A 25,152-nucleotide genomic window follows, 5' to 3' on the forward strand; every position below is an offset into this window, starting at 1 on the left:
AGTGAGTAGCCTACCGGTGGTCGCCTTCGGATCTGCGGAGAGCCGATCCCCTGCGCTCGGCGTGGCTGGCTAGACTGACCGCGATGAAGGTACTGATCACCGGCGGGGCCGGCTACATCGGATCGACCGTGGCGACGGCGTGCATCGAGGCCGGGATCCAGGTCGTGGTGCTCGACGATCTGTCCACCGGGCTGGCGGCTTTCGGCGAGGGACGCAACCTCTACGTCGGCGACATCGCCGACGCCGCCGTCCTCGACCGGCTGCTGACGGACCACCCCGACATCGATGCCGTCGTGCACTGCGCCGCCCGGATCGTCGTGCCCGAGTCCGTCGCCGATCCGCTCGGCTACTACGACAGCAACGTCGGCAAGACGATCACGCTCCTCCGCCGCCTCCGGGACGCCGGGATCGGGCGCATCGTGTTCAGCTCCTCCGCCTCGATCTACGCGGGGGAGACGGGGGACGGGGTCGACGAGAGCGGGCGGCTCGCCCCCTCGAGCCCCTATGCGACCACCAAGGCGATGGTCGAGCAGATCCTCGCCGACGCCGCAGCGGCCGGCGACTTCCGCGCCATCGCGCTCCGCTACTTCAACCCGATCGGCGCCGACCCGCAGCTGCGGACCGGGCTGCAGAACCCGACTCCGTCGCACGCGCTCGGCAAGATCATGCAGGCGCGGGCGGCGGGGGAGCCGTTCACGATCACCGGCACCGACTGGGCGACCCGCGACGGATCGGGCCTGCGGGACTACATCCACGTCTGGGACCTCGCGCTCGCGCACGTCGCGGCGGTGACCCGGTTCGACGATGTCGCGACGCCGGAGCAGCCGTATCAGGTGATCAACCTGGGCACCGGCGACGGTGTCACGGTCCGCGAGCTGGTACGGGCCTTCGAGAGGGTGACCGGGGACCCGCTGCCCGTCGTCGAGACCGATCGCCGGCCCGGGGACCAGGCCGGCGCCTTCGCGATCGTGGAGCGGGCGCGCGAGGTGCTGGGGTGGCGTGCGGAGCGCTCCGTCGAGGACGGCGTCCGCGACGCCCTCGCCTGGGCGCAGAAGCTCCCCACCGTCCGCTGACGGCACGCCGTCACTCCTGCGGGCGCAGTGTGGGGATGGCGCCGGTATGCGCGGCGTCGATGTTCTCGCGCCACGAGCGGGACTGCCCGGCGCGCAGGGCGCACAGGGCGAGCATGAACCACCCGGCGCCGACGAGGGTGAAGCTCTCGAACATCGAGTCCACCGCGAGCGTCACGAGCGTGATCGGCGTCCAGGCGTAGACGACGGAGCGGCGGACGCTCGCGACCAGCCAGGAGCGGATCAGCGCGATGCCGCCGAGCAGGAGGAACAGCACCAACCCTGCCGCGCCGAGCTGCAGCAGCACGTCGAAGAAGGCGTTCAGTGCGCTCTGATGCCGGTCGTCGAGCTGGAAGTTGATGAACGTGAACGGATACTCTCCTCGGGCCCAGTCGCCGAACCACCCCCATCCGGTGATGGGCTTGACGGCCACGAAGTCGAGGATCATGTTCCACAGCTCGGCCCGCATGGAGAAGTCGGATCCGGCGTCGAGCAGCGCGATGATCTGGTGACGCAGGGCGAACGCGACGGTGAGTGCGAGGGCGACCAGGACGCCCAACGTCCATTGCACGAGGTTCCGACGGGCCGGGGCGGTATGGCGGACGATGGTGAGCGCGACCGTGACGATTCCGACGGCGACGGCCAGCACGAGCACCGTCGGCGAGGACGACAGGAAGGCCAGCCCGCCGGCGAGGGCGACGGAGACCACCGCGAGAGGCGGATCCACGGATTGGGTGCGCCACTCGATCACGAAGGTGATCAGGGCGAGCACGGCGATGAAGCCGAGCATGTTCCGGCTGCCGAACAGCCCCTGGACCGGGCCGCCGGAGGCGAGATTGCCCTGGATGTCCAGGAAGGCGAACGGGAGGTCGAGGAGCACGCCCGAGAGGATCTCCACGCCGAGGGAGATGCCGAGCAGGACGCGGAGGGTGTCGCCCAGCGCGCGGACGGTCTGCAGCGTGTCGCGGATGTGTCCGATGGTGATCGCGAGGAATGCGTAGCCGAAGAGCGAGAGCCAGCCCAGGATCGTGTCGGAGCGGTCGGTCGTCCACACCAGGCTCACGAGCGCCCAGGCGAGGAAGGCCAGCAGCGAGGACGGCGCGATGCGCAGCGGGGACAGCTCCTCTCTCCGCACCCAGAGGATCGCGGCGCCGAGCAGGCACAGGGCCGTGATGATGGTGGCGAGGGTGACGGCCGACGTCATCCGTCCGATCGCGAACGAGCCGAACACGGCGGTCAGTGCCGCCAGCGTGAACGCCCGCGCCATCTCCGCCGAGCCGAGGAGCCGGGCGAACGGGTGCGCCGCCGTCACGGCACCCGCCGCGGCGTCGCGCCGCGTTCGAAGACGAGATCCCGCTCGCCGACGCCCACCAGCGGCACCGACTTGAGCTTGAACGACAGCATCACCAGGAGCAGCCACCCCCACAGCATGATGGGGGTCGACTCGGTGAGCCCCTGCACCAGCAGCACGATGGTGAACAGGCTGGGCAGCAGCGTGAGCGGGGAGTAGGGGCGCCGCGCGTCGAGGTCCCACCGGGGGCGGTCGACGGCGAAGAACCAGGAGCGCCACAGGAGGCTGGCGTAGGCCACGGCCATCAGCACGAGGCCGACGATGCCGAGCTGCAGCAGCACGTCCAGCCACATGTTGTGGGCGTGGAACACGGTGATCCCATGGTCGACGATCCAGCCGTCGAAAGCCGGGTCCGTGGGCACCCACGGGCTGGAGAAGCCGTTGCCGATGACGGGGTGCTCGCCGACCCGTTCGAGCACCGCCGCCCAGATCTTGTCGGAGCGGCCGGTGAGGTCGGCGCTGCGGCCGAGGAGGCCGAGCAGGGGCTCGCGCAGCAGCCACACGGCGAGACCGCCGAGGACCGTGGAGCCGATCGCGACGACGTAGATCCGGGTGCGTGCGGTCGGCGAGCCCGCTCGACGCATCAGCAGGGCGACGACGAGGACCACGGCGGCCGCGGCGGCGCACACGAGCGCGGTCGCCGACGCGGTGCGGACGAGGAAGTATGCCGCGAGGAGCATCCACAGCGCGAGCGTGGTCCGCCAGCGGGCTCGAGCGGCGAAGAGCACGCCGAAGGTGATCAGCGCGAACAGCGACACGATGCCGAGCAGGTTCGCGTTGCCCAGGATGCCCTGGATGCGTCCGCCGTCGAAGAGGTTGTCGCGGACCCAGTACCACTGGGGGTCGATCTTCCCGTCGGGGATGTCCGCGAAGTTCGGCAGCAGGGGACCATGGAGAACCAGCGACACCCACAGCTCGAGGGCGAGGGAGAGGCCGAGGATCCATTTGAAGGCCGACGACAGGGCGCGCACGATCTCGTGCCAGGTCAGCACGTGTGCGATGAACAGACCGTTCACCGTGACGGCCGCCAGGAGCACACCCGTGGCGACGGTGGGGACGCGCCACTGCGACCAGGCGACCGAGAGGAGGGCGAGTGCCGTGTAGCCGATGGCCGCCCACGGCAGCCGACGCCAGCGGAACGACTGCGGGCGCTTCCTGGCGAGCATCGGGACGCCGATCGCGAGGGTGGCTGCGCTGAAGAGGGCGAGCACGATCGCCGCCCCGATCTCGCCGACGAGGTTGTACACCGCCGAATGCGCGAAGGCCACAAACAGGACGGCGATGACGTATCCGCGCAGCAGGAGATGCCCCGTGGACTCGCGCTCTGGCGCGGTGGGCGGGGCTGCCACCGGGTGCTTGGTGTACTGGGCCATCGCGACTCAGGCTACCTCGACGGGCCCGGATCCGACCTGTCCGTGGCGCCGGGCTCTACGCTGGGGGCATGCTGCGCAGCCTCACCAACGTGCCCCGCGACTACGCCTGGGGATCGTCCTCCCTCCTCGCCGAGCTCGAAGGCCGCACCCCGACGGGCGCGCCGGAGGCCGAGGTGTGGTTCGGCGATCACCCCGGCGATCCCGCCGACCTCGCGGACGGCGGAACGCTGGACGAGGTGACCGGGGGCTCGCTGCCGTACCTGCTGAAGCTCCTCGCCGCTGCGCGGCCCTTGTCGATCCAGGTGCACCCGACCAGGGAGCAGGCGGAGGAGGGCTGGGCGCGGGAGAGCGCCCTGCCGCTGGACGACCCGCGGCGGAACTACCGCGACGCCAACCACAAGCCGGAGCTCATCGTCGCCCTGAGCGACCGCTTCGAGTCGCTCAGCGGCCTGCGTCCGGTCGCGGACACCCTGCGAATTCTCGGCTCCCTCGACGACGCCCCAGGCGTGCGGGCCCTGCGGGAGCGGCTCTCGGGCGAGGGCGACCCGCTCGGGGACGCGATCGGCTGGCTGCTCGGAGGGCAGGCGCAGGGCCACGTCGACGAGATCATCTCCGCCGTCGTCGGCGCCGCCGCCGGGGAGGCGGGGGAGGAGGAGCCGGCTCTGCGGGCCGTGGCCGCGATCGCCGAGACCTCGCCGGGCGACCCGGGGGCGGTCGTCGCCCTGCTCATGAACCACGTGGTGCTGCGCCGCGGCGAAGGCGTCTTCCTGCGGGCCGGACTGCTGCACGCATACCTCTCCGGCCTCGGCGTGGAGATTATGGCGGCGAGCGACAACGTGCTCCGCGGTGGTCTGACCCCCAAGCGCATCGATGTCCCCGAGCTGCTCGCCGTGCTGGACACCACCCCCGGCGAGGTCCCGGTGCTGCGGCAGACGGGCGACGAAGCCGTGACGACGTACCCGGTTCCCGTGCCCGACTTCGCCCTCCGACGGGTCCGGATCGATGGCGCGGCGGTCACCCTGGACGTCTCCGGCCCGACCATGGTGCTGGCCACGGCCGGCTCCGTCCACGTGACCGCGGAGTCCGGCGCGGAGACCGCCGTCCCGGTCGGCACGGCGGCGTTCGCCGACGCCGACGAGCGCTCCCTCACGCTCTCCGGTGCGGGTGAGGTCTTCGTCGCGACCCCCGGCCGCTGAGCCGTCGTCCCCGGGGCCGCGACACGCCGAGGAACGTCCAAGAACCTTCAAGAATCGCTTGAGGGTTTACGATCCGCGACTTGACCCGAGCGAATGACACGGGTGTAATTAGGTGAGCACGGCCCGCCAGGGGGGCGGTTTCTGAAGGGTTGGAGGTCGAGATGACGGGTTACCGTTCCGATGTGCCGGAGAACTGGTTCGTCGATCCAGTCAACCTCGGTGTCCCCGGGGTCCGTCGGTCCGACCAGGACGACGACAACGCCCTCGCCTGGCAGAGCGATGCGCTCTGCTCGCAGACCGACCCCGAGGCGTTCTTCCCGGAGAAGGGCGGCTCGACGCGGGACGCCAAGCGCATCTGCACGGCGTGCGACGTCCGTGGCGAGTGCCTCGAGTACGCGCTGGCCAACGACGAGCGCTTCGGCATCTGGGGCGGTCTCTCCGAGCGCGAGCGGCGCAAGCTCAAGCGTCGCGCCAGCTGACCCGACTTCGCGGCGCGGCTTCCCGGGCGCGCCGGGAGCGGTGCGCATCCCGGCGTGACGCCCCGCATAGGCTGACCACGTCATGCCAGCCCGAGTTCATGCCCTCATCGTCGCGCGCCCCGGCCCCTCCGCCCGCGCCCAGCTCCTCCGCACGCTCGACGCCGTGCGCTCCCAGACGCTCCCGCCCGCGGCCGTCACACTGATCATCTGCGGCGACGCCACCACCGCACGGGAGAGCGAAGCCGTCGCCGCCACCGTCGAGGGCATCATCGAGGCGCGCGCGTCGACCTCGTTCGCCGAGGCCCTCGATCTGGCGCGCCCGCGCGTCCTCGACGGATCGGCGATCTGGATCCTCGCGCAGGACACCGCCCCGCACCCGCGTGCGCTGGAGCGTCTCACCGGCATGCTGGAGCGGTCGCCGTCCGCCGCGATCATCGCGCCGAAACTCGTCGCCACCGACAATGAGCGCGAGATCGTCTCCTTGGGCGTGAGCATGACCACGTTCGGCCGCTCGGTCGAGCTGGCGGCGGGGGAGTTGGACCAGGGCCAGCACGACCGGATGGACGACGCCCTCGGCGCCGACATCCGGGGCCTGCTCATCCGCGGAGAGGTGCGCGAGGCGCTTCGCCCCGATCCTGCCCTCGGGGGTGCGGACGAAGGCCTCGACCTCGGCGTGCGGGCGCGACTCGGAGGCGGCCGTGTCGTCCTCGCTCCGGCTGCGAGGGTCTCCGCCGCTCCGGACGGCCCTGCGGCGCTCCCGGCGGGACGGGCGCGCCGTGCCTTCGTCACCCGCCTCGCCCAGCTGCATCGCCGCCTCGCCTATGCGCCTGCCGCCGCCGTGCCGCTGCACTGGCTGACGTTCCTGCCGCTCGCGCTGTGGCGTTCCCTCACCCATCTCATCGGCAAGCGGCCGGAGGCCGTGTTCCCGGAGTGGGGGGCTGCTCTCCTCGCGATGGTCCGTTTCGGCGCCGTCGCCCGATCGCGCGCCCGGATCCGTTCGTTCCGATCCTCCACCTGGGCGAGCATCGCCCCGCTGCGCGTCACCCCCGCACAACTGCGTCGCCGGCTCGACGACGGGCACGGCAGCGAGCATGGTGCCGTGAGCGAGCTCCGCTTCTTCTCCGGGGGCGGAGCCTGGGCGGTGCTGGCCGCGCTGGTGGTGAGCATCGCCTCCTTCACGAGTCTCCTGGCCTGGCCGGCGCTGGGAGGCGGTGGCCTCCTTCCCTTGCGTGAGACCGTCGGCGCGTTGTGGCAGGACGCGGCATGGGGTCTGCGCGGGATCGGCGTCGATCTCGTCGGACCGGCGGACCCGTTCGCTGCGATCATCGCCGTCCTGGGGTCGCTGTGGCCGGGCGCGCCGTCCTTCGCGATGGTGCTGCTGTGGATCCTCGCGCTGCCGCTCGCCGTCCTCGGCGGATGGTTCGCCGCGACCCGGGTCACCGATCGGGCCGGACTGCGCATCTTCGCCGGCATCGCGTGGGCGCTCGCGCCGACTTTCCTCACCGCGCTCGTGGACGGGCGGCCTTCTGCCGTGCTCGTCCACCTGCTGCTCCCGTGGCTGTTCCACTCGGCGGTGGTCGCCCACCGATCCTGGGGCGCGGCCGGCAGCGCGTCCCTGCTCCTGGCGGCGGTCGTCGCCTGTGCACCGGTCCTAGCTCCGGCCCTCGCGCTGCTGTGGGTCGTGGCTCTGGGGATCGTGCTCGGCACGGCGCAGTTCCGAGGTGCGGGCCGCCTGCTCTGGCTTCCCCTGCCCACCGCGGTGCTGTTCGCTCCCCTGATCTTCTGGCAGCTCGCCCACGGCAGCGCGCTCGGTCTGCTCGCCGATCCCGGCCTGACGTGGCTGGGGCCGCAGGCGTCGGCCGACGCCGCCGGACGCCTGGCGATCGCCGGGGGCTTCCCGACGAACGATCTGGCGGGCTGGGCGAGCGTCGTCCCCGGAGCCTGGGCGGCGCTGCTCTGCGCACCGCTCGCGCTGCTCGCGCTGGGGTCCGCCGTCTCCCCTCGATGGCGGGCGGGCATCACCCTGCTGGTCGTCGCGCTCAGCGGACTGGCAACCGCCTTTCTCGCCGTCGGGATCAGCGTCGCCGCCGCGGGGGGCACCCCGGTGCCGATCTGGCCCGGCACCGGTCTGAGCCTCGCCTGGATCGGCGTCGTGGGTGCCGCGACGATCACGCTCGACACGGCGATCACGCTGCCGCGCCTGCGCGTCGCCGCCACAGGGGTGGCCGCCCTCGCCCTCGTGGCGTGCGCTGTCCCTGCTCTCACCGCCTTCCACACCGACCGCTCCGCACTGACGAACGGCCCCGAGTCCACCCTTCCCGCCTATGTGCGAGCCCAGGCGGCAGGGGACCGGCCGATCTCCACTCTCATCCTCACGCCCCAGAACGACGGCGGTCTCGCTGTCGTCGTGGTGCGCGGTCCCAGCGAGACCCTCGGCTCGCAGACCACGATGCTCTCGACGGCGGTCGAACCGCAGGGGACCGACATCGCGACTCTCGCCGTCGACCTCATCTCCGCCCGCGACTTCGACGCGCCGGCGGAACTGCTCGCGCAGGGGATCAGCTACGTCCTCCTCGCGGAGGCGCCGGGCGAGGGGGATCGCGCACGCACACTGCGCACGGCGTCCGTAGCCGCGATCGACCAACGGGCCGGCCTCGTGCAGGCCGGGTCGACGGATCGAGGAGTCCTCTGGCGCCTCGAGGGCGAGCCGGCGGCGTCGGCATCGCTGAGCGCGACCCAGGAGGGCACCGCCCGGCTCGTCGTGACGGTGCAGCTCCTGGTCCTGCTCGCCGCGCTGCTCCTGTCCATCCCGACGCGCGCGTCGCGTCGGGCGGCGAGGGCGCAATCGCGGATCGTCGGCAGGGCGCCGGAGGAGCCGCTGGTGCTCCCGCGGCATGCGGAGGACACCGTGCCAGACGCGGCCGACGTGCCGCCGGTCGGCGCCGTCGAGGATCCGCAGGACGAGCCCGCGCTGGCCGACGAGGCGCTCGCCCCGATCGCCGACGCGCACCCGACCGACGAAGACCATGACGACGTGCCGGACGGCGCTCCGACCGAGGACCGTGCGTCCGCCGAGAGCCGAGGAAGCACCGGCACCGAGGAGGACCACCGATGACCGGCAACCGTGCGTTCCGCGTCGCCGCGACCAGTGCGCGCGTCGTCACCGGAGTCGTGGTCGCCGCGGCCTGTGTGCTGGGCGTCGCGACCGCCGTGCACGCCCCCTGGCCGACAGTGACGCACGAGCCGGCACAGCAGCAGGTGACTCCGCTCCCGGGGGACAGCGTCCTGGTGTGCGCGGGCGATTTCCGCGCTCTCGGTCGCAACACGGCCGCCCCGTCGGAGATGCGCCGGGCGGCGACTCCTGAACTCACGGCAGGGGGCACGAGCGGTGTCCCGTCGCAGGCGGGGCTCGCCGTCCCGGATCTGGTGGACGGACAGGAGGTGCCCGTGCTCACCGGCGCCGTGGAGGGACGCACGGCGCCGCTCATCGCGGGAGCCGAGTCGTCCACCCTCGCCGCGGACGACCTCGCCGGCTTCGCAGCATCGCCCTGCGGGATCCCGCGGCTGGAGTCGTGGCTCGTCGGAGGGTCGGTGGGCACCGGAGCAGAGGATGTAGTTCTCCTCGCCAACGCGTCCGACGTCCCCGCGACCGTGACCCTCGCGGTCTACGGATCGGCGCGTGGCGGTCGTACGGTCATCGTCCCTCCGCGTACGCAGACGGCGCTGCCGCTGACCTCCATCGCCGCAGGCAACGACATCCCCGTCGTCAAGGTGAGCGCGGTCGGGGCCCCGGTCCGCGCCGTCCTGCAGTCCGCGCTGATGCAGGTGCTCGACCCGGTGGGGGCCGACCAGCAGGAAGCGGTGCCCGGGCCCCAGCAGCGCGTCGTGCTCCCGGGCGTGCAGGCGTTCGCCGCGACGGGGGACCAGGGGGACATGACGGTGCTGCGACTGCTTGCTCCCGGCGCGGACGCGGTCGCCCAGGTCCGCGTGACCGCCGAGGGCGGCGGTGCCGGTCTGGACGAGTTCACGGTGCCGCTGACCGCGGACGAGCCGGCCCAGGTCTCGCTCAGCGGCCTCGAGCCCGGGACGTACACCGTGGAGATCGAGGCCGACGCCCCGGTCATCGCGGGAGTCCGTCAGCAGGACGGCTTCGGAGCGGATTCCGACTTCGCGTGGGTCACCCCCGCCCCCGAGATCGATGCGGAGGTCGCGTTCGCGGTGCCGTCCGGTCCGTCTCCGCGACTCCAGCTGGCCAACACGTCCGACGAGGACACCACCGTCGCGCTCTCGTCCGTCGACGGGGGGTCGCCGCAGGAGATCGTCATCCCGGCGGGGGAGACCCGAGGGCTCGATGTCGCGGCGGAGACGACCTACCTGCTCCGGCCTTCGGGTGAGGTGCATGCCGCCGTCGCGATGACCGCGCCGGGCGCTGTTGCCGTGCTCCCGGTCCCGCCGTCCCCTGGCGTCGAGACGTCGATCACCGTCTACCCCTGACGAGCCGGATCAGTGGTCGTGGCCGAGATCCCACGGCTCCCGGCCCACGTACTCGGCCGCCGCGCGGAAGACTGCGCTCTCGATCGCCATCCGTCGATGCGCGGCGTCGTCGTGACCGGGCGGAAGAAGGCGTTCGATGGGGATGCGGAAGAGGACGATCCTCCGCTGCTCACGGTCGAGATGCCAGCGCGGCACCTCGCCGTCGGCGTCGTACGACGGCAGCGCACCGATCTCGAACCGGACGTCCTGGAGCTCCGGCCACGTCCCGCGGAGGAACTCGACCGCGGTGCCGACGGTGAGATCGAAGCGATCGATGCGCCCATCCAAAGGGGCGAGCGGAGGCTTGACGACCTCGCTGCGCCCGAGGCGGCCGTGTCGGCCGTGCCTGGCACCGCGGCGAGCGGCGGAGGCGGGGACGGAACGGCGACGGGGCATGTGGAAAAGTCTAGGCGCAGCGGCCGCTTCCGGCGCGGCACCGCCGCCGCGGTCGGATGGAGTCGTACGCTGACGGGGATGGACGGACGACTGTGCTCGAAGGTGGGCTGCGCGCGCGAGGCCGTGGCCACCCTCACGTATGACTACGGCGACCAGATGGCCGCACTCGGCCCGCTCGGCGCGGCGAACGATCCGCAGGCGCACGACCTCTGCGCGCCGCACGCCGACCGGCTCTCGGTCCCCGCGGGATGGCTCGTCGTCCGCCACGAGGCGCTGCGCGCATGAGCGCCGACCGCCCCTGACCGGCGAGGCCGTCAGACGCTGAGACGGCGACCGGTCAGGCGCTCCGCGCGCCGGTCCGCGTTGGCGAGCGCGCGGCGTTCGCGCTCGCGCCGGAGAACGGTGACACCGACCAGGACGAGCTCGGGTGGCGCAGCCGGTAGGGGGGAGATGAAGGGCGCGGCCTCGGTGAGCAGATCGCGGGCTACCCGCTCCCGCGCAGCCGGGAGCATGCGGGGAGCGCTCACGAGGAACTGCGAGATGCGCCGGGCGAGTCGGTCCGGAAGGCGCGCCACATCGGCCACCTGTGCCCACGCCGTCAGCTGCGGAGGCAGCACCGGTGCGAGCGTGACCAGCTTCGGAGTGCGCACCCGCTGGCTGTACGTGCCGGCGACGAGGTCGCCCAGCCGCTGGGATCGAGCCGTGAAGGCGCCGACGAGCACGGCGAGGCCGCCGAAGGTGAGGTAGATCTCGAGGACGCCGAGCAGCGCGCGGATGAACGCGTGGCGGAATCCGGCGGCTCCGCCGTCCATCCGCACGATCCTGCCGCCGACGGCGAGTTTTCCGAGGCTCCGTCCCTTCAGCGCCACCTCCATCGTGATCGGCAGGATCACGAAGCTGATGACGAGGGAAGCCACGAGGGCGATGCGGTCGGTCGCCGGGTCGAGCACGCCGATGTCGAGGAGCCAGATGCGCAGGAGGATCGACCCGACGAAGACGGCATAGCCGAGCAACATGTCGATGACGGCCCCGGCCGCCCGAAGGAGGAACCCCACGGGCTGGACGTCGATCGCGACCGCCTCCCCGGAGAGCACCTCATCGGAGACGTCGATCTGCGCGGACATGAGTACAGTAAATCAGGTGGATGCCGATGCCCTCACCGATGCGCGCCGGTCCGAATGGGAACGGTTGGACACCCTCAGTCGCGCCCGTCTGGACGGCGCCGGTGTCGATGAGCTCATCGTGCGGTACCGCGCCGCCTCGGCCGATCTCGCGGAGCTCAAGACGTCGGTCGGGGAGTCGCCGCAAGGCGCCTACCTCTCCACGATCCTCGTGCGCGCGCGGCTCCGGCTCACGGGTGCTGCCGACAGCATCCTCACGCAGACGTCGCGGTTCTTCCGTCTCCAACTGCCCGCAGCCCTCTACCGGCTGCGGTGGACGACCCTCGTCATCGCTCTCGCCTTCGTGGCCGTCGCCGTCGGCACCGCGGCCTGGATCGCGAGCGACCCCGCCCTCGTCGCCACTCTCGGGCCGCCCGACGCCCTTCAGCAGTACGCCGACGAGAGCTTCACGGGGTACTACACCGAGAACCCGGCAGCAGTGTTCATGGGCATGGTCTGGACGAACAACGCCTGGATCGCGATGCAGTGCGTGCTGTTCGGGGTGACCGGCATCTGGCCCGTCTACATGCTCGTGCAGAACGCCATGGGGCTGGGCACGTCCGGTGCGGTCATGGCGGTCCACGACAAGGCCGACCTCATGATCCTGTACATCCTTCCGCACGGCATGCTCGAGATGACGTGCATCTTCGTCGCTGCGGCCGCCGGTCTGCACATGTTCTGGGCCTGGGTCGCCCCGGGCCACCGCACGCGCGGCGAGGCGCTCGCGGAGGAGGGCAGGGCGCTGGCCACCGTCGCCCTCGGTCTCGTGTTCGCGCTCTTCCTCTCCGGACTCGTCGAGGGTTTCGTCACCGGATGGGCCCTGCCCTGGCCGGTCAAGATCGGCATCGGTGCCGCGGCCCTCGCGGTCTTCCTCATCTACATGCTCGTGATCGGCCGACGCGCTTCTCGTCGCGGCGAGACCGGTGATCTCGTGGAGTACGAGTCCGGCACGCCGCGGCTCGTCGCCGGGTGAGGGTCGGCGTCCGCGGTCAGAGCCGCCCCGCCGCCTTGAGCTCGAGGTAGCGGTCGGCGATCCGCGGCGGGAGGTCTTCGGGGTCCGCGGCGATGGCCTCGCCGCCGGCCCGACGGATCGCGTCCGCGACGTTCTCGGCGTCCCGGAGCGTGCGCTCGGCGGCGGCGGCGAGATAGACGTCCTCGCGTGATCCTCGGGCGCGGGCCAGCGCGGCGATGCCGTCATCGGTCACCGACCCGACGAGCACCGTCGTCGCGCGCGAGGCGTCCGGGAAGGCCCCGAGGAAGCCCCGGGCGGACTCGGCCGCGTCCTGAGCGGTGAGCACGACGACGAGGGACGGCCGCGTCGTCAGCGTGCGCACCGCCGCGAAGGCCGCATGCCAGTCCGTGTCGACGAGGCGGGCGTGCACCGGAGCCATCGCATCGGTGAGCGCGGGCAGGAGCGCGGCGCCGTCCACTCCGGTCACCCGTGCCCGGGTGACCCTGTCGTGCATGAGGAGGTGGACGTGATCCCCCGCCCGTGCGGCGAGCGCCGACAGCAGGAGCGCCGCCTCCAACGCCGCATCGAGCCGCGTGCCGTCACCGACCCTGGCGGCAGCCGTGCGCCCGGTGTCGACGATGAGGACCACATGCCGGTCCCGCTCGGGACGCCACGTGCGGAGCATCGTCGTGCCCGCCCGCGCCGTCGCCCGCCAGTCGATGGAGCGCACGTCGTCGCCGCGGACGTACTCGCGCAGCGAGTCGAACTCGGTGCCCTGGCCGCGGACCTGGATGCTCGTGTTGCCGTCGAGCTCGCGCAGGCGCGCCAACCGGGAGGGCAGATGCTTGCGCGAGGTGAAGGCGGGGAGCACGCGGATCGCGCCGCGGACGGGGTGCTGCGCCTGTCGGCCGGCGAGCCGCAGGGGCCCTCGGGAACGGAGCGCGACGAAGGCACTGACGAGCTCGCCCCGGCGCCGCGGACGCAGGGGGATGTCCACCCGCCGTCGTTCGCCGGGCGGGACGCGCAGGTGCTGCCGCTCGGATGGCGCTCCCGCGGTGGGCTGCCAGGCGTCGCGGAGGAGGACGTCGAGCATCCGCGTCCCCCGGTTCTGCACCGCCACGCTGACCGGGATCAACTCGCCGAGGCGCGCGCGCGACGGGACACGACGGGTGACGGTCGCCGAGCGCGGGTCGCCTGCGAAGACGAGATCGACGGCGACGAGGAGGACGCAGAGACCGATCCACCCGCCCAGGGCGGCGTAGGGTGGGAAGCCCGCCAGTCCGGCGAGGACCAGCGGCACGATGCCGACGGCGAGGGCGACGGCGAGACGGCCCGTGACGAACACCTAGATCGGCACCCGGGTCTGCTGGACCACCGACGTCAGCACGGCGTCCGCGGACACGCCCTCCATCTGGGCGTCGGGGCGGAGCTGCAGGCGATGCCGCCACACCGGGACGAGCATCGTCTGAACGTGGTCGGGTGTCACAGCGGTGGAGGCGTTCAGCCACGCCCAGGCCTTCGCCGCGGCGAGGAGGCCTGTCGAGGCGCGCGGGCTGGCGCCGAGCTCCACGGATGGCGACTGCCGGGTCGCCCGGGCCAGATCGACCACATAGCCGAGGACGTCGTCGGTCACGTCCACCCGGGCTGCGGCGCGCTGGGCGGCGCGGATCTCGTCGGCGCCGATCACCGCCTCCACTCCCGTGAGTTCGCGCGGGGAGAAGCCTTGCGCATGGCGCCGGAGCACGGCCACCTCGGCATCGCGTTCCGGCATGCCGACCACGAGCTTCATCAGGAAGCGGTCGAGCTGGGCCTCCGGCAGCGAATACGTCCCCTCGTGCTCGATCGGGTTCTGCGTCGCGGCGACGAGGAAGGGATCGGGCAGCGCGCGGCTCACGCCGTCCGCCGAGACCTGGCGTTCCTCCATCGCCTCCAGGAGCGCCGCCTGGGTCTTCGGCGGAGTGCGGTTGATCTCGTCCGCCAGCAGGATGTGGGTGAAGACCGGTCCCGCGCGGAAGTCGAACTCCCCGGTCCGGGCGTCATAGACGAGAGACCCCGTGACGTCACCCGGCATCAGGTCGGGCGTGAACTGCACCCGCTTGGTGTCGAGGCCCAATGCGCGTGCGAACGAGCGCACGACGAGGGTCTTCGCCACCCCCGGCACCCCTTCCAGCAGCACGTGGCCGCGGGCCAGGAGCGACACCAGCAGGCCGGTGACCGTGCCGGCCTGGCCCACCACCGCTTTGTCGACCTCGGTGCGGACGCGGTGCATGGCCTGCCGCAGCGCGGCGTCGTCGGCGGGACTGTTCTCGTCGGTCACGGGGTCTCCTCGGCTTCGGTCGTGAAAGGGATGCGGGGTGGACGGATGCTCATGAGCGGCTTCCCGGGGACTGTGTGCTCGTCTCCACGGCTGTCTCCAGCTCGTCCAGGCGTCGGGCGAGGGCGACGAGCGCGGCGTCATCGCCGGGCGGCGGCCCCGCCAGAAGACTCTGCAGTGTGCCGCGGGGGATCCGGAGGCGATCGGCGGCGGCGTCGGCGATCTCGTCGGCGTCCGCATGCACGGCCAGCCCGAGACGTCGCGCGAGTCGTCTTCGGGTGCCTTCTCGGAGCGCTTCGGCGGCGTGCGGGGCGTCGGCGGCCCTGGCGGTGAGGCGGGCGCGTCCGTGCATGGTCTCCGACGCACGCACGGTGACGGGGAGCGTCTCGGCGACGAGCGGACCGAATCGCCGGCCTCGGGCGACTGCGACGGCGAGGCCGGCGGTGAGCAGCAGCAGGATCGCCGGCGTGACCCATTCGGGGGTGAGCGTGCCGAGGGTGTCGGGGGAGGAGGTCTCGATATCGGTGTCTTCGAAGGAAGGCACGTACCAGACGACCCGGTCGGTCTGCCCGAGCAGGGCGAGGGCGAGCGCGGCGTTGCCGTCTTCGGCGAGAGCCGCGTTGCTGAACAGCTTCACTCCCTCGACGACCGCGCGGTATCCGTTCCTCTCGTCGACGAGGACGGCCGCGGCGCCGTCTTCGCCGAAGCAGCCGGTGACGCCGTCGGCGGGGGTGAAGAGCCGATCGGGGCGGATGTCGCCGACCTCGGCGAAGGCGGGCATGGCGCACCCGGCTGATCGCGGCGACGCCGGGCCGGAGGCGTTCTCACCGATGGCGAGCTCGCTCAGCAGGTGCGTCCCGGTGGAGAGGAAGACGACACGGTCGGCCGGGGCGAGGAGATCGGCCAGCGCGTCGTCCGAGAGGGTGTAGGGGTTGGTCAGGACGAGGGTGCTGTCCGCGTCGAGAGCGGCGACGGCTGCGGCCCGGGAGCGGACGACCTCCACCTCGACCCCCTGATCCCGCAGGATCTCGGCCAGCGCGAGAGCGCCGGTTCCCGAGCGGCTCTCCGGATCGAGGGTGCCGCGCGCGCCGGGTCCGCTCGCCGCGAGCTGGGAGGCCGCGAGGGCGACCGCGATCACGAGTGCCGCGACGAGGAGCCATCCGAGGACGGAGGCGGTGCGACGTCGCGGACGCTCGGCGGTGCCGCCAGCGGCGAGGTCGGGTGCGGTCGTCGTCACGCGGGCACCTCCTCGGGGCGGCGGGCACGGAGGCGCTCGTCGGTCGCCGCGAGGTGCCGGTAGTCGTCCTCGGTGGCCGGGTGCCGGAGATAGCGCACATCGTCGAAGCATGCGGCGGCGTGCCGGAGGGCGTCCGCCTCATCGGCGAACACCGCGCTCGCGGAGCGGGCGAGCGATTGTGCGGTCGCGCCGGGCGCCGGATCGATGAGGTCGCGCTCGAGCAGGTTGCGGGCGATCGCGCGATACCGGAGCACGACGGCGGTGTCCCATTCCTGCTGGCGTGCGCTGCGCTCGGCATCGGCGCGGAGCTGAGCGGCGCTGCGATCGTCGGCGGCGCCGAGCAGGTCTCCCTGGGGGCGGCGGACCGCTCGCGACCGTCGGGGTCGTCCCCAGACGATCAGCGCGGTGACCAGGGCCGCGGCGATGAGGACCGTGACGACGATGAGTGCGGTCGGGCCGACGTTCGCCCCGTTGTCCCCGCTGAAGAGGTCGGTGAGGAATCGCATCACATCGCGGGCGAGCAGATCGAACCAGGTCGGCTTGGCGTCCGCGTACCGCGGGTTGGACAGCTCCTCCTCGGCCCAGCGTCGTGCCTCGTCCCCGTCCGGGACGAAGACGTCGTCGAAGCGCCGCATCATGGCTGCGGGGGGCTGCCCGGAGCCGTCCATCCACCTCCCGCCTCGGCGGGGGGTGAGGCCGGAGGCGCCGGTGCGGGCGGGGGCGGCGGAGCGAAAGCGGGGGGAGCGGCCGGCGCCGTCTGCGCGCCGGGCGCGGGCGGCGGCGCGTACCCGGGGGGACCGTAAGCCGCGGGACCGTACCCGGGGGTGCCGTATCCGGGGGCACCGTACGCCTGCGTCATCATGACGTGCTCCGGCACCTGGCGCGGCGGGGGAGCACTGGTGACTGCTCGCGAGGGATCGACCGCGAACGGATCGCCGAGCTGCTCCTCGGGGACGCCGAGGTCGCGGCGCTCGACATGGGAGATGAGGGCCTGGTCCAGACCCTCGTAGCGCATCCGGCAGTCGAGGTAGACGAGCACGCCGCCGGTGCTCTGCACGACGATGGCGATCGCCTGCAGGATCAGCAGGAGAACCTGCGGGGCGAGGAGGGCGAAGACGTACCCGACCACCGCGCTCGGCTCACTGGCGCCGGTCGGCGCGATGACGGTGCCGAGGAACGAGGAGAGCATGGCGGTCGGGAAGCTGACCACCTGCATCGCCAGGCCCATGATCAGGCTGATGAGGAACGTCACGCCGAATGCGACCCAGAAGCGGCCGCGGGTCAGGCGCCAGGAACGCACGAACGCCTCGCGGAAGCGGGCGCGCTCCAGCACGAGGATCGAGGGGACGAGCAGCAGCTTGGTCGACAGCCACACGGTGAGCGGGATCGCGGCCAGGCCCAGGAGGACCACGACGAGCACGACGATGCCGATCATCTCCGGGGTGCCGCCGAGGCCGCCGGCGATGAGCGCGCCGATGACACCCGCGACGATCGCGAGGCCGCCGAAGAGGGCGACCACCGAGAGGGACGCGAAACCCGCGAGCCGCCAGAACGCCGGGGCCATCCGGCGCCACAGCATGCGCAGCGTGGCCTTGACGCCGACCGTGGCGTAGCCGATCTCGGCGGCCACGACGCCCTGCATGATCGCGGTGAAAGCGATGGACGCGAGCCCGACGAGGAGTCCGGCGAGGAGGTTGATGGCGATCGTGCCGGCGAACACGGCCTCGAAGTCGGGGGAGGAGGGGGAGACCGTCTCCAACCGGGAGAACGTCGTGAACAGGACGACGCCCATCACCCCGGCCGTGGCGATGACCACGATGAGCTGGATGACGACGGCGAACCCGAACAGGACCTTCGGGTTGTGCCGCAGCGCCGCGAAGGCCTTGCCCAGCAGCATGCCGAAGGTCAGCGGGTGAAGGGGGATGATGCCCTTCCGGGGAGCTGGGGTCCACGTCTGGCCGCTCACGGGCCTCCCTCCGTCGTGCGCTCCCATCGTGTCATATCCTCGCGCTGAGGCGCAGACCTGCGGAGGGCGGGACTCGGTGCCATAAGGTAACAGTTATGACCTCACGCATCCTTGTGGTCGACGACGACACCGCGCTCGCCGAGATGATCGGCATCGTGCTGCGCACGGAGGGATTCGAGCCGGTGTTCTGCGCGGACGGCGCGCGCGCCGTCGACGAGTGGCGCGCGCAGCGTCCCGACCTGGTGCTCCTCGACCTGATGCTCCCCGGTATGGACGGCATCGAGATCTGCACGCGGATCCGCGCCGAGTCGGGGGTGCCGATCATCATGCTGACGGCACGCAGCGACACGGCAGACGTGGTGCGCGGTCTCGAGGTCGGGGCCGACGACTACATGGTCAAGCCGTTCAATCCCAAGGAGCTCGTGGCGCGCATCCGCACCCGGCTGCGGCCGACGCCGCAGGCCTCCAGCGAGCAGCTGCGGATCGGCGACCTCACCGTCGACGTGGACGCGCACGAGGTGCGCCGCGGGACGACGCCGATCGCCCTCACACCGCTGGAGTTCCAGCTCCTCGTGGCCCTCGCCTCCAAGCCGCAGCAGGTGTTCTCCCGGGAGATGCTCCTCGAGCAGGTCTGGGGCTACCACTACAAGGCCGACACCCGGCTCGTGAACGTGCACGTGCAGCGCCTGCGGGCGAAGGTGGAACTCGACCCGGACAACCCCAAGATCGTCATGACGGTCCGCGGCGTCGGCTACCGCGCCGGCAGCGTCACCTAGGGACCCCATGGCCGCGACGACAGCGACCACGGCCGTCGCCGTCCTCCGCGACTGGCGCGGTTGGCCGGACGTGCTGGCGGCGCTGTGGCGACGGTCGCTCCGGTTCCGCACCCTCGCGATCACCCTGGTCGCCACGTCGTTGGCGATCTTCATCACGTGCGTCACGATGGCGCTCGTCATCCAGAACGACCTCTTCGTGTCCCGGAAGAACGTCGCGCTGGAGGACGCACGGCGAGCGGTGGACCAGGCGCAGTCGCTCCTGGACGTGGCGGAGGTGGGCGACGATCCCGCCGCTCTGACCGATCTGTGGAACGGCATCCCCGACACCCTCTCCCGGACGTCGAGTGCCGACCTGCTCGCCGGCTTCAAGATCCAGGACGGCTCGGGGGCGGTCCGGCTCAACGGCTTCACCGCCGGGCTCACGCCGGATCTGCTGAGCCCCGAGCTGCAGGCCAGGGTTCGCGAGTTCGACGACCGGCAGGCCTGGCAGTCCGTCGCCCTGCCCACGGAGGACGGCGGCGTGGTGCCGGGCATCGTCGTGGGGCAGCAGCTCCAGGTGCCGCAGGCCGGATCCTTCGAGATCTACTTCGCCTACGACCTCGCCGACGCCGACCAGACCCTCGTCTTCGTGCAGCGCACCCTGTGGATCGCCGGGATCGGGCTGGTGGCCATCGTCGCGGCCATCTCCTGGATCGTGCTGCGGACGGTGTCCACTCCGATCGTCCAGGCAGCGGAGACGAGCGCACGGCTCGCGGCGGGCGATCTCGGGGTGCGGCTGGAGGTGCATGGCGAGGACGAGCTCGCGACCCTCGGCCGCTCCTTCAATGCGATGGCCGACAGCATCGAGGCGCAGATCAAGGAGCTCGGCGAGCTGTCCATGGTCCAGCAGCGCTTCGTGTCCGACGTGTCGCACGAGCTGAGGACCCCGCTGACGACGATCCGCCTCGCCGCAGACATGCTCAACGACCAGCGCGACGAGTTCGACCCCACGACCGCACGCACCGCCGAGCTCCTGCACGCGCAGGTGCAGCGGTTCGACACGCTGCTGGCCGACCTGCTGGAGATCAGCCGCTACGACGCGGGGTCCGTGCAGCTCGAGCTGGAGGCGACGAGTCTCGCGCAGCTCGCCGAGGACGTCATCGAGCAGATGCGGCCGCTCGCGGAAGGACACGGCACGGAGGTCCGTCTGGTGGCGCCGGGGGGTTACTCGCCGGTGGACATGGACCCGCGCCGCGTGCGGCGGGTGCTGCGCAATCTCATCGGCAACGCGATCGAGCACGGAGAGGGACGCCCGGTCGTCGTCACGGTGGACAGCAACCAGCACGCGGTGGCGGCGGGTGTCCGCGACTTCGGGCTCGGCATGGACCCCGGGGACGCGGAACGGGTGTTCGATCGTTTCTGGCGGGCCGATCCGTCGCGTCAGCGCACCATCGGCGGCACGGGGCTCGGTCTGTCGATCGCCCTCGGCGACGCCACACTGCACGGCGGGACCCTGGCGGTCTGGTCGGAGCTCGGCGTCGGCTCGCACTTCGTGCTCACCATCCCGCGCCACGGCGGAGTGCTGGACGGTCCGAGCCCGATCCCGGTGGAGCCGCAGGAACCGCTCGCCGAACTCGGCGATGCCACGCAGCCGATCTCCATCGCCGAGGCGTACTCCGATCTGCTCGACGGGAAGGATCAGTCATGAGCACGCGCATGAGGAGTCGATTCGTCCGTGGCGCCGCACTGGCGTTGGTCGCGCTCCTGCTTCCCGCGTGCGCCGGGCTGCCGACGAGCGGAGACGTCGCCGTCGGACTGGAGCTGGGGGAGTCGCCTGACGACGTCGATGTGCTCCCGGTGGCCTCCGGTCCCGTGGCGGGGGCGGGGCCGGAAGAGATCGTGGAGGGGTTCCTCGAAGCCGGCATCACCACCTCAGACAACTGGGCGACGGCCCGCGAGTTCCTGGCCCCGCCGCTGCAGCGCAGCTGGCGGCCTTCGGCGGGGGTTTCCATCGACGCCGGGCCGGAAGCCCGCACGTTCACCTCCGACCTCGCCGACGACCAGGTCGAAGACGCCGAGGAGGCCGAGGTCCAGGTCCTGCTCGAGCTGGTCGCGAGCGTCGACGACTCCGGGGCGTACAGCGGCGCCCCCGGCGATTCGAGCGTGCCGTTCGCTCTCGCCCGTGGCGAGGACGGCGAGTGGCGGATCACCGAGGCACCGGACGGCGTGGTGATCGACCAGAGCAGGTTCCCGAACGTGTTCGAGGGATACTCGCTGCAATGGTTCGATGCGCGCTGGTCGCGGCTGGTCCCGGACATGCGATGGTTCCCGCGGCGCCAGAGTCCGGCGACGACCGTCACGCAGGCACTCGTCAGCGGCACGCCGGCGGAGTGGCTCGATCCGGCTGTGCAGACGGCTTTCCCCGCAGACGTCCAGCTGGCCCAGGACGCGGTGCTGATCACGGGGCAGGCGGCGGAGGTGGCGTTGACGCGCCCCGCGGCGAGCCTGGACGACACCACCCTGGCCCGGATGCGCACACAGCTGCAAGCCACTCTGAAGGCCGCGGGGGTGAACGTCACCCAGGTGCGTTTCAGCGTCGACGGCCGAGCGCTCGATGCGGGGGTCGTCGACGTCGTGGGCACCACGCCGGAGCCGGGGACGCTCGTGCTGAAGGCCGGCAGGTTCGGTCGCATCGTCGGCGACGAGATCGCGTCGATCCCCGGGATCAGTGCGCAGATCCAGGCCGTTCCGCAGCCGATCTCGGCGATCGACGTGGCCGCGGACGATGCGACCGCCGCGTTGCAGCTGAACGACGGCCACGTGTACCTGGCGACCGAGGATGCCCGCAACGAGCTGGACGCGCGCCCGGGTCTCGTGCAGCCGTCCCTCGATCCCTATGGCTACGTGTGGTCGGTGCCCGCGGGAGCGCCGCAGGCACTGCTCGCGGTCGGCCCGGACGTCGTCGGGCACGAGGTCGCCGGCGCGTGGCCGAACGCGTCGGCCATCTCCGACATCCGGGTCGCCGCGGACGGCGCCAGGGTCGCGGCGGTGGTGCGCGTCGGCGGCCAGCTCTGGGTCGTCGTCGCGGCGATCGTCCGGGACGGCGCCGGGGTGCCCACAGAGCTCGGTGAGGTACGACAGCTCATCCAGCTCACCGAGCCGTCGACCGGGCTCGTCTGGCTGGGACCCGATCGGCTTGCCGTGCTCACGGACTCCACGACGCCCCGGTTGATCGTGCAGCCGGTCGGCGGACCGGCATCGGCGGAGAGCGCGCCCAGCGATGCCGCGTCCATCGCCGGTGCCAGGACTCCTGCGGGCGTGCGCATCCTGGACACCACGGGGCAGTTGTTCGCGCACGCCGGTTCGGCGTGGCGGGAGATCGCCGAAGAGGTATCCGTCCTCGCCACACGCGCCGGCGAATGACCCTTCCTGCACGGAACGGGATCCCTCTCGATCGATCTCACCGCTGCCACGGGATGACACGCGAGCACGTTTCCGGCGGCAGGATCTCCGCATGGGGATCACGACACGGATCGGCGCGCTCGCCGCGGAGACCGGGGCGTTGCTGCTCGCGGCGAGCTGCGCGGGGTGCGAGCATCCCGGTACCGTGCTGTGCGACTCCTGCCTGGGCGCGCTCGCTCCCGTGCCGCGGGAGGTGCGTACCACGGACGGGCTGCGGGTCCGAGCCGCCCTCGTCTTGGACGGCCCGGCCGCTTCCTGCATCCGGCGGCTGAAGGGAGCGGGGCAGACCGTGCTGGCCCGGCCGCTGGGCGCCGCACTCGCCGCTGTGCTCCTGCCCGCCCTCGTGCCGGGGGCGTGGGTGATCCCCGTCCCCACTTCGCGGGCCGCGTTCCGCCGGCGCGGCTACCGCGTGCCCGAGCTCCTGGTGCGGCGCGCGGGCGTGGAGCCGCAACGCGTCCTCGCCGTCACCCGTCGCGTGCGGGATCAGCGGGAGCTGCCTGCTGCGGCGAGGTCCGACAACGTCCGCGGGGCGATGCGCGCGCGCCGACAGGGGCACGGTGCGCCTGCGGTCCTGGTGGACGACGTGGTGACGACGGGGGCCACGCTCGACGAGTCCACGCGAGCGCTCACCGCCGTCGGATTCGTCGTCGTCGGGGCCGTCGCGCTCGCCGCCACGCCGTCGCCGACCGAATCCGGATGAGGTTCATCGGAGACTCACCGGAGACACAGGGTCTCAGGCCGTGACATCCGGCGCGGGTCGGACTACGGTGGGGTGTCACAAGGCGACCACGGTCCGCCCTTGGCCGGGTGGACCGGGACAAGGAGGCAGCAATGGAAACGAGCATCGTGGGCGTCGGAGTGGGCATCACCGATCGCTTCCGCACCGTCGTCGAAGAGAAGATCGCCAAGATCCAGACACTCGCCGCCAAGGCGCAACGACTGGACGTGAAGGTCACGCACCGGGTCTACCGCAACGGGCGCATCCCGGACGAGACGGTCGAGCTGACGCTGGTCGGCAAGGGCCCCGTGGTCCGTGCCGAGGCCGTCGACGGCGACAAGTTCGTGGCGCTCGACCTCGCGATCGACAAGATGACGGAGCAGCTGCGCCGCGCGAAGGAGAAGCGCGTCGACGGACGACAGCATCCGCGCGGCCCGCACTTCGAGAAGGGCAGCGGTTCGCTCGAGGGCATCGACGTGCAGCCCGCCTCCGCTGAGGTGCTGCACGCGGTCGCGACCGGCAGCATCCCGGTGCAGAGCGAGGAGGAGGAGGACTACTCGCCTGTCGTCATCCGCACGAAGAGCTTCGAGGCGGAGTGGATGACGGTGGAGGAGGCCGTCGACCGGATGGAGCTCGTCGGGCACGACTTCTTCCTCTTCGTCGATGCGCGCACCGACCACCCGAGCGTGGTCTACCGCCGCAAGGGCTGGGACTACGGAGTCATCGCTCTGAGCACGCAGGCTCCGCCCGCCGAGGCGCTCGCCTCCTGATACGACCGAGAACGGCCCGACCCCCGCGGGGGTCGGGCCGTTCTCGTGCGGGGACCGGACGGCGTCAGTCGAAGATGCCGTCGAGGATGCTGCCGATGACGAGCCCGCCGAGGATGCCGGAGGCGAGATCGCCGCCGCCCATCCCGCCGCCGCGGCGCGGACCGCCGCCCCAGCCGCCGCCGCCCCAGTCCTGATCCTGCGGGCGGGACGAGTCGATGTCCCGCTGCGCGAGCTGGAGGGCCTCCGCGGCGAGGTGCGCGACCCGGCGGGCCTGGGCGAGCGCCGCCTCGCGGGTCTCTTCGGCAGGAAGCAGGGCCGGGAGATCGACGCGGAGTCGTTCCGCCTCGGCGAGACGGGTACGCGCATCGGCGCCGATCCATCCGCGATGCCCGGCGATGAGCCCGCGGGCGACGCCCAGCTGGCGGTCGGCGTCGTCGATCGCGTGCTGGACCTGCGCGATGCTCGGCAGCGGATTCTCGGCGCGATGCCGGGCCGTCGCGATCGCCTCGTCGAGACCGGCGTTGGCCTCGCGCAGACGCGAGAGCTCGGCGAACGGGTCGTTGGGCTGGCCCGAGGGGGTGAGCGCGGCCAGGGCCGCCTGCAGTCGGGCGACGGCCTCCGCCACGGCGGGCGTGGAGGGAGCGGTCCGGGCGGCGATGAGGTCGTTGCGGGAGTCGGCGATGACCTCGGCCAGGGTCGACTCGGCGCGCAGGGCCTCGATCTCGAAGTCCTCCACCGCGTCGAGCAGGGCAGCGGCGCGACGCGTCGCCTCGGTGGCCGTCTCCAGCGCGAGGTTCGCCTCCTCGTTCTGCTTCGCGGCGCGGCGACGCTCCGAGATGTCGGCGCTGTGGGTGGCGAAACGGATCAGCTGCTCCGCCTCGGCCGCACTGGCGGTGATCTGATGCATGGCGGAGTCGGAGTAGCGCGCGGACAGCCGGGACACCGTCTCGTCCGTCTGCGGGATGCGGGCGCTCAGCGCCTCGGCGTCCGCGCGGACCTGGGCGATGATCTCGGGCGCGCGCCGCACCTTCGCGACGGACTCCGCGAGCACGGTGGTCTTCTCGTCGAGGAGGTCCTGGGCCCAGTCGCAGAGCTGCAGGATGCGCGCGTTCCGCGTGCGCAGCTCCTCGTCGGTGTCCGGGATCTCGTCGTGGTTAAGCTGGTGGAGCTGGAAGGCCTCGCGCAGGTGCGTGCGCACCGACAGCAGCGCGGCCTTGAGGTCGGCGGTCAGGGACTCCCCGAGCTCGGCCTCCGCGAAGACGAGCTCGTCGGAGGTGGTACGGATGCGCTCGTCGGCGGCGACGAGTGCCTGTTCCGCACGCCGGGCGAGGTCCGCGTCCTGTGCGGCGAGTTCTTCCTGTTCGCGTTTGCGTCTGCCCCAAAATCCAGCCATGTGCCGATCCTAGTTTCCCGGGCGCGT

At 72.0% G+C, this 25,152-nt stretch carries 22 protein-coding genes; 12 read left to right on the top strand and 10 right to left on the bottom strand.

The window, feature by feature from the left end; genetic code table 11:
* The first annotated feature begins 83 nt into the window (after nucleotides 1-83).
* Complete coding sequence (galE, locus tag KVS71_RS09430; RefSeq protein WP_254635633.1) at nucleotides 84-1,073, top strand: UDP-glucose 4-epimerase GalE; 990 nt, start codon at nucleotides 84-86, stop codon at nucleotides 1,071-1,073.
* Nucleotides 1,074-1,083: 10 nt separating this feature from the next.
* Here the strand turns inward: galE and KVS71_RS09435 are convergent, their stop codons facing one another.
* Nucleotides 1,084-2,382: an O-antigen ligase gene (locus KVS71_RS09435; protein WP_231919599.1), complete on the bottom strand. Its 1,299-nt coding sequence runs from the start codon at nucleotides 2,380-2,382 to the stop codon at nucleotides 1,084-1,086.
* Entirely contained in the window at nucleotides 2,379-3,794 is a 1,416-nt protein-coding gene (locus KVS71_RS09440; protein WP_217584415.1) for an O-antigen ligase, read from the bottom strand. The genes KVS71_RS09435 and KVS71_RS09440 overlap by 4 nt, the downstream gene beginning before the upstream one ends.
* Nucleotides 3,795-3,862: 68 nt before the next feature.
* Here KVS71_RS09440 and manA point away from each other — a divergent pair, with 68 nt between their 5' ends.
* From manA to KVS71_RS09460, 4 genes are all read left to right on the top strand, one after another.
* Nucleotides 3,863-4,990, top strand: coding sequence for a mannose-6-phosphate isomerase, class I (gene manA, locus KVS71_RS09445; RefSeq protein ID WP_217584416.1), 1,128 nt, complete (start codon nucleotides 3,863-3,865; stop codon nucleotides 4,988-4,990).
* Nucleotides 4,991-5,151: 161 nt separating this feature from the next.
* Nucleotides 5,152-5,469 (top strand): WhiB family transcriptional regulator, encoded by a 318-nt coding sequence (locus KVS71_RS09450; RefSeq protein ID WP_060921730.1) that lies wholly within the window; start codon nucleotides 5,152-5,154, stop codon nucleotides 5,467-5,469.
* Between the two features lie 82 nt (nucleotides 5,470-5,551).
* Nucleotides 5,552-8,584, top strand: coding sequence for a glycosyltransferase (locus tag KVS71_RS09455; RefSeq protein WP_217584417.1), 3,033 nt, complete (start codon nucleotides 5,552-5,554; stop codon nucleotides 8,582-8,584).
* Nucleotides 8,581-9,963: a DUF5719 family protein gene (locus KVS71_RS09460; protein WP_060921729.1), complete on the top strand. Its 1,383-nt coding sequence runs from the start codon at nucleotides 8,581-8,583 to the stop codon at nucleotides 9,961-9,963. Before KVS71_RS09455 ends, KVS71_RS09460 begins: the two co-directional genes overlap by 4 nt.
* A gap of 9 nt (nucleotides 9,964-9,972) precedes the next feature.
* Here KVS71_RS09460 and KVS71_RS09465 read toward each other — a convergent pair whose 3' ends face one another.
* Complete coding sequence (locus KVS71_RS09465) at nucleotides 9,973-10,398, bottom strand: hypothetical protein (protein WP_234024223.1); 426 nt, start codon at nucleotides 10,396-10,398, stop codon at nucleotides 9,973-9,975.
* A 78-nt stretch (nucleotides 10,399-10,476) separates the two neighbouring features.
* Here KVS71_RS09465 and KVS71_RS09470 point away from each other — a divergent pair, with 78 nt between their 5' ends.
* On the top strand, nucleotides 10,477-10,683 hold the full coding sequence (locus KVS71_RS09470) for a DUF3499 family protein (protein WP_025103036.1): 207 nt from the start codon (nucleotides 10,477-10,479) through the stop codon (nucleotides 10,681-10,683).
* A 29-nt stretch (nucleotides 10,684-10,712) separates the two neighbouring features.
* Here the strand turns inward: KVS71_RS09470 and KVS71_RS09475 are convergent, their stop codons facing one another.
* Nucleotides 10,713-11,522, bottom strand: coding sequence for an RDD family protein (locus tag KVS71_RS09475; RefSeq protein ID WP_144880885.1), 810 nt, complete (start codon nucleotides 11,520-11,522; stop codon nucleotides 10,713-10,715).
* Between the two features lie 16 nt (nucleotides 11,523-11,538).
* Here KVS71_RS09475 and KVS71_RS09480 point away from each other — a divergent pair, with 16 nt between their 5' ends.
* Nucleotides 11,539-12,531 carry a stage II sporulation protein M gene (locus KVS71_RS09480; protein WP_144880886.1) on the top strand — a complete coding sequence of 331 codons (993 nt, stop codon included), beginning with the start codon at nucleotides 11,539-11,541 and terminating at the stop codon, nucleotides 12,529-12,531.
* A gap of 16 nt (nucleotides 12,532-12,547) precedes the next feature.
* Here the strand turns inward: KVS71_RS09480 and KVS71_RS09485 are convergent, their stop codons facing one another.
* The 5 genes from KVS71_RS09485 to KVS71_RS09505 form a co-directional block, all read right to left on the bottom strand.
* On the bottom strand, nucleotides 12,548-13,855 hold the full coding sequence (locus tag KVS71_RS09485) for a DUF58 domain-containing protein (protein ID WP_217584418.1): 1,308 nt from the start codon (nucleotides 13,853-13,855) through the stop codon (nucleotides 12,548-12,550).
* A complete protein-coding gene (locus tag KVS71_RS09490; RefSeq protein ID WP_231919692.1) occupies nucleotides 13,856-14,779 on the bottom strand; it encodes a MoxR family ATPase in 924 nt (307 codons plus the stop codon).
* Between the two features lie 97 nt (nucleotides 14,780-14,876).
* Nucleotides 14,877-16,061 carry a DUF4350 domain-containing protein gene (locus tag KVS71_RS09495; protein ID WP_368874657.1) on the bottom strand — a complete coding sequence of 395 codons (1,185 nt, stop codon included), beginning with the start codon at nucleotides 16,059-16,061 and terminating at the stop codon, nucleotides 14,877-14,879.
* A complete protein-coding gene (locus tag KVS71_RS09500) occupies nucleotides 16,058-16,729 on the bottom strand; it encodes a DUF4129 domain-containing protein (protein WP_217584420.1) in 672 nt (223 codons plus the stop codon). Before KVS71_RS09500 ends, KVS71_RS09495 begins: the two co-directional genes overlap by 4 nt.
* Nucleotides 16,696-18,027, bottom strand: coding sequence for a glycerophosphoryl diester phosphodiesterase membrane domain-containing protein (locus KVS71_RS09505; protein ID WP_368874658.1), 1,332 nt, complete (start codon nucleotides 18,025-18,027; stop codon nucleotides 16,696-16,698). The genes KVS71_RS09500 and KVS71_RS09505 overlap by 34 nt, the downstream gene beginning before the upstream one ends.
* Before the next feature lie 95 nt (nucleotides 18,028-18,122).
* On the opposite strand from KVS71_RS09505, the gene mtrA reads away from it, so the two are divergent.
* The 5 genes from mtrA to raiA all read left to right on the top strand — a co-directional run bounded on the left by mtrA (nucleotide 18,123) and on the right by raiA (nucleotide 23,732).
* Complete coding sequence (gene mtrA, locus KVS71_RS09510) at nucleotides 18,123-18,803, top strand: MtrAB system response regulator MtrA (RefSeq protein ID WP_025103044.1); 681 nt, start codon at nucleotides 18,123-18,125, stop codon at nucleotides 18,801-18,803.
* Nucleotides 18,804-18,810: 7 nt separating this feature from the next.
* The gene (mtrB, locus tag KVS71_RS09515) at nucleotides 18,811-20,490 is read left to right on the top strand and encodes an MtrAB system histidine kinase MtrB (protein WP_217584421.1); all 1,680 of its coding nucleotides are present in this window, start codon (nucleotides 18,811-18,813) and stop codon (nucleotides 20,488-20,490) included.
* On the top strand, nucleotides 20,487-22,205 hold the full coding sequence (locus KVS71_RS09520; RefSeq protein WP_254635635.1) for an LpqB family beta-propeller domain-containing protein: 1,719 nt from the start codon (nucleotides 20,487-20,489) through the stop codon (nucleotides 22,203-22,205). Before mtrB ends, KVS71_RS09520 begins: the two co-directional genes overlap by 4 nt.
* A 91-nt stretch (nucleotides 22,206-22,296) precedes the next feature.
* A complete protein-coding gene (locus KVS71_RS09525) occupies nucleotides 22,297-22,944 on the top strand; it encodes a ComF family protein (protein WP_217584422.1) in 648 nt (215 codons plus the stop codon).
* Between the two features lie 131 nt (nucleotides 22,945-23,075).
* Complete coding sequence (gene raiA, locus KVS71_RS09530; protein WP_025103048.1) at nucleotides 23,076-23,732, top strand: ribosome-associated translation inhibitor RaiA; 657 nt, start codon at nucleotides 23,076-23,078, stop codon at nucleotides 23,730-23,732.
* A gap of 64 nt (nucleotides 23,733-23,796) precedes the next feature.
* Here raiA and KVS71_RS09535 read toward each other — a convergent pair whose 3' ends face one another.
* The gene (locus KVS71_RS09535; RefSeq protein WP_105949564.1) at nucleotides 23,797-25,125 is read right to left on the bottom strand and encodes a hypothetical protein; all 1,329 of its coding nucleotides are present in this window, start codon (nucleotides 25,123-25,125) and stop codon (nucleotides 23,797-23,799) included.
* Nucleotides 25,126-25,152 lie beyond the last annotated feature (27 nt).

The organism is Microbacterium sp. GbtcB4, from assembly GCF_019091465.1.
GTDB classification, from domain to species: domain Bacteria; phylum Actinomycetota; class Actinomycetes; order Actinomycetales; family Microbacteriaceae; genus Microbacterium; species Microbacterium paraoxydans.